This is a genomic window from Methylobacterium sp. Leaf456 (genome assembly GCF_001425465.1).
Classification (GTDB): domain Bacteria; phylum Pseudomonadota; class Alphaproteobacteria; order Rhizobiales; family Beijerinckiaceae; genus Methylobacterium.
The window spans coordinates 1-4026 of record NZ_LMQV01000033.1; the positions used below are offsets into that span (position 1 = coordinate 1).

Annotated in this window: 5 protein-coding genes; 2 read left to right on the top strand and 3 right to left on the bottom strand. The window is 67.7% G+C overall.

Going from position 1 to position 4026, the window contains the following annotated elements; all coding sequences use genetic code 11:
• Window positions 1-279 precede the first annotated feature (279 nt).
• The 3 genes from ASG52_RS26495 to ASG52_RS15590 form a co-directional block, all read right to left on the bottom strand.
• Window positions 280-597 carry an oleate hydratase gene (locus tag ASG52_RS26495; protein WP_082552595.1) on the bottom strand — a complete coding sequence of 106 codons (318 nt, stop codon included), beginning with the start codon at window positions 595-597 and terminating at the stop codon, window positions 280-282.
• Between the two features lie 899 nt (window positions 598-1496).
• A complete protein-coding gene (locus ASG52_RS15585) occupies window positions 1497-2240 on the bottom strand; it encodes a Crp/Fnr family transcriptional regulator (RefSeq protein WP_056244973.1) in 744 nt (247 codons plus the stop codon).
• Between the two features lie 86 nt (window positions 2241-2326).
• Window positions 2327-2893 carry an OsmC family protein gene (locus ASG52_RS15590; RefSeq protein ID WP_056244975.1) on the bottom strand — a complete coding sequence of 189 codons (567 nt, stop codon included), beginning with the start codon at window positions 2891-2893 and terminating at the stop codon, window positions 2327-2329.
• A 156-nt stretch (window positions 2894-3049) separates the two neighbouring features.
• Between ASG52_RS15590 and ASG52_RS15595 the strand changes: the two genes are divergently transcribed.
• Together ASG52_RS15595 and ASG52_RS28670 are read left to right on the top strand one after the other, a co-directional pair.
• Window positions 3050-3523: LysR family transcriptional regulator (locus ASG52_RS15595; RefSeq protein ID WP_210170414.1), on the top strand; the 474-nt coding region annotated here is incomplete at its 3' end.
• Between the two features lie 32 nt (window positions 3524-3555).
• Window positions 3556-4026, top strand: a 471-nt coding sequence (locus ASG52_RS28670) for a LysR substrate-binding domain-containing protein (protein WP_353612494.1), incomplete at its 3' end; no start/stop codon positions are given.

A 4026-nucleotide genomic window follows, 5' to 3' on the forward strand; every position in this document is an offset into this window, starting at 1 on the left:
AGCGAGGATCCCATCCTCAGGCTGTCCGCCGTGGCCGCCTGATCATCCTCGGACCCTCCCGAGGACCGGGGCTCCTACACCACGTCACGGGACACGACCCGTGATCCAGGAAGACCTCGGCCCGTTCTCTCCCAGCCCGGTCGTCCCCCGTTCGAACGAGCTACACGAATCCGGGGGATACGAGCGGAGAACCAAGGGGTTCGCCGGCGGTGTCCCGAAGTTGGCCTGACGGACTTGAGCGCCCCCGCCAGGAAGGGGGCCCGCTCGACCTCGTTGTGGTCACGCGTCCTGCAGGTCGTGTAGGGCCCGGTACGCCTTGAACAGTACGCGGGGATCGAACTTGCCCTGGTAGACGGCGGGCGGCTCGCGACCGAGCCCGAGTAGGCCGTAGACGGGCAGCTCGCAGAACTGGCCCATGAGCCCGAGGTTCGTTGTGCCCTTCGGGATCACCTGCGGCCGGTCGCCAGGCTCGCGTGGCAGGAACTGGCTTGTGATGAAGGGTCGATGGTACGCTCCTCGGCATCGAGGATGGTGAGGGCGTGCCCTCGCCGCGACGGTGGCTAGGATGTCCGGATGGGTCAGCTGGGGGCTTTCCACCGTGCACCCGACCCCGGCCGCTGGCGGCGTCGCCGCGGACCTTCTGGGCGACGGCTTGGCTCAGACTGGCGGTGCGCCCGTTCTCCCCTGAGACGAGGATGCGTCCGAACCCACCGGCGAGGGCGCTGTTCATGACGATGCGCCGCGAGGCCGCCTGGACGGTGAGGTGCGCGCCGGCGACGACGGACAGCGACAAGGCCGTAGCCGATGGCATCGCTCGTCTCGCCCTGCTGACCTTACTCGGTCAGGCTGACGATGACGTTCTTGATGTTCTGGAGTGCCGACATGGGAGGGTCCCTCGTTTTGCGTTGGACGAACCCTAGTCCCGGCCTGGGCCCAGTCCTTGATCCAGCACAAAGCCGGACCCGAGGGCCAGGAGCATGGTGCCCCTCGAACCTGGTCCTCCCGCAGCGGGGCCTGTCGATGTCTCGCCTGCGAAAGGACAAACCCAGATGTCACGATTGATGACGACGCTTGCGGCGCTTGGGATGCTCCTTGCCGTGACGGGCGCGCAGGCCGTCCCGAACGACGGCCGCCTCGCCCGGTCCAACGGGCCGAACATGCCACTGTCACGCGATGTCGTGCCGAGCGAGATCCGGCCACAGGAGCYGACCGCGACGGGAAGCATGAAGGGGCGTGCCTCGCCCGCCGGACGTTCGCGTTGGCAGGACATCAAGCGCCCGCCGGCCCGTCCCCCGTCCTTGTGAGGCTTGAGCGGCACGCCGGCGAACCCGCCGATTTTCTCGACTCCTCCGRCCTGCGACCGGCGAAGCAGGAGGCGCGGTCCTGGTTCGGCGCGGCGAGGGCCTCCGCCCGGGCGGCCGGGCTTGCCGTACCTTCGGCGGTCGCGGTCATGGACCGTGGTCGGGAGGTGTACCGGTACCCGGCGGTCCCGACCGTCAGTGTGCCGACATCCGGTCAAGGCGTGGCTGGTCGATGAGGCGCACGCCGCCCGGCACGATCAGGATGCAGCCGTCCCGGTCCAGCCTGGACAGAGTCCGGCTCACGGTCTCGATGGTCAGGCCGAGGTGGTCCGCGATATCGAGGCGGCCCATGGGCAGTTCGAGGGTGACCGAGGATCGGCCGATCCGGACGTAACGGGCCTGCAGCCCCGTCAGGAAGGCGGCGATTTTCTCGTCCGCGGTGCGGCGGCCGAGCAGCATCATCATGTCCTTGGCCCGGGACAGTTCCTGTCCGGTGATCTCGTGCAGGTGCATCATCAGGCCCGGGTGTCCGCCCAGCAGGTTCCGGAAGGCCAGCCTGTCGAAACGGCACGCGGTCAGCGGTGACAGCGCGTCGGCCGAGACCGCATGGCGGTCGAGCATCGACAGCCCGACGAAGTCGCCCGGGAAGGCGAAGCCGGTGACCTGCCGGCGACCGTCCGGGAGGATGCTGTACATCCGAAGCGCGCCGGAGGTGATGTTGAAGACCGAGCAGGCCGGCTCGTCCTGACTGAAGAGGGTCTCCCTCTGGTCGAGCGAGACCCGGCGGCTCAACGGCTCCAGCGTGTCGCATTCCGCCAGCGTCAGGGCCGTGGAAAGGCTTAGGAGACGCACCTTGCCGATCCCCTTTTCGAGGTAGGACGGTAGGGTGGGGACAGGGAGTCCGGTCACCGGACCGGTATGGAGCGAATGGATCGACATGGGTCTGTCCTTTCAGCTTGAGGCGGATTCGTCGAACGGTCCCGGCAGGGGGTCGCGCCGGCGTTCCGAAGACGCCGGGGAGGTTCTCAGGCCGCGGCTTCGGCAACCTTCGCCAGGGCGACATCCAGATGGACCGGGTTGTGGAGGGTGTTCGCCACCGGGGACCACATCACCGTGTGCTTGATCAGCGCCGCCAGGGCCTTGCGCGAGGCGTCCGCGTCCATCGCCACCGAGACGCGGATGCTCTCGAATCCAATGGTCTTCGGATGGAGGTCACCGCTGCCCCAGACCGAGGTCATGTTGATGTCGGCCTCGACGTGAAGCTCCAGCGACCGGATCGGGATGCCCTGCGCCAGGGCGTTGGCATGGATGCCGATGGAGAGGCAGGACCCCAGGGCGGCGAGCAGGGCCTCGGAGGCGTTCGGCGCCGTGCTCTCGCCGAGCAGGCCCTCGGGCTCGTCCTCCATCACCGGCTGCGGCGGCAGGTTCCGGATGTAGTTCATCTGGCTGAGGCGACCCTGCGCCACCGTGCGGCACCGCAGCGTCCGCACGGCGGTCGGATCGGCCTTGCCGTCGGAGATCACCGCTTCCAGCCGGTGCCTGTCGTTGGGCGCCGGCGAACCGCCGTCGGATCTCGTCGGTGTCCGTGCCATGAGACTTCCCCTCGTACGGATGGCGAGCGCGAAACATCTCAAAGGACTGAAATATTTCCCGTGGTTATTTCGTSRGSAGGAGTATAGGMTYCCTGAAATGAAAGTCGKCCACCAAAGCCGACGACGGGAGATGCATAAATGGATGGCAGGTGACGGATGCTCGATTGGGACGACTTGAGATTTTTTCTCGCCCTCGCCCGACACGGCACCCTCTCGTCAGCCGCCAAGGTGCTCCATGTCTCGCAATCGACGGTCGGACGTCGCCTGAACTCGTTGGAGGCGACCCTCGCGGTCCGCCTACTCAACCGGACGCCGGAAGGCTACGTGCCGACGCTGGCCGGCGAGGAGGTCCGCAGGAAGGCCGAGAGCCTGGAGGTGGAAGCTACCCGCCTGCGCGGGCTGGTGCGGGTGACCTGCGCCGAGACAATCGCCGCGCACCTGCTGGCCCCGAGCTTCGCAAGCCTGCACGCCAGGCATCCCGACATCATGATCGAGCTGATCCCGAACCCGCGGGAACTCAGCCTCGCGATGCGGGAAGCCGACATCTCCGTGCGGATGAGGCAGCCCGAGCAGCACGATCTCGTGGTCCGGCGCATCGGAGGCATCGCCTTCGGCCTCTACGCGACCGCGNCATCCCGAACCCGCGGGAACTCAGCCTCGCGATGCGGGAAGCCGACATCTCCGTGCGGATGAGGCAGCCCGAGCAGCACGATCTCGTGGTCCGGCGCATCGGAGGCATCGCCTTCGGCCTCTACGCGACCGCGGGCTACATCCGGGAGCGCGGCGAACTGAACTTCGATGACGGCTGCCCCGACCACCACCTCATCACGCAGATGGAGGACAGCCAGGAGATGACGCAATCGGCCTGGCTGACCGAGATGGCCCCGAGGTCCCGCGTCGTCCTGCAGACGAGCAGCCACGAGGCCGCCGTGCTCGCGGCCGCCAGCGGCGGCGGGCTGGCATGCTTGGCCCGGTTCCGCGGCGACGAGGAAGCGCGGCTCACCAGGATCGAGGTTCCGACCGAGCCTCCCAGCGCCGACATCCTCTTGCTGGTCCATAAGGACAATCGCGACACGCCGAGGATACGGACGGTGCTGACCCACATCACCGAGAGCATTCAGGCGCTCGGCCAT

Coding starts and splice junctions, on each gene's coding strand:
- ASG52_RS15585 (WP_056244973.1), bottom strand. CDS start 2,240: ATGTCGATCCATTCGCTCCATACCGGTCCGGTGACCGGACTCCCTGTC.
- ASG52_RS15590 (WP_056244975.1), bottom strand. CDS start 2,893: ATGGCACGGACACCGACGAGATCCGACGGCGGTTCGCCGGCGCCCAAC.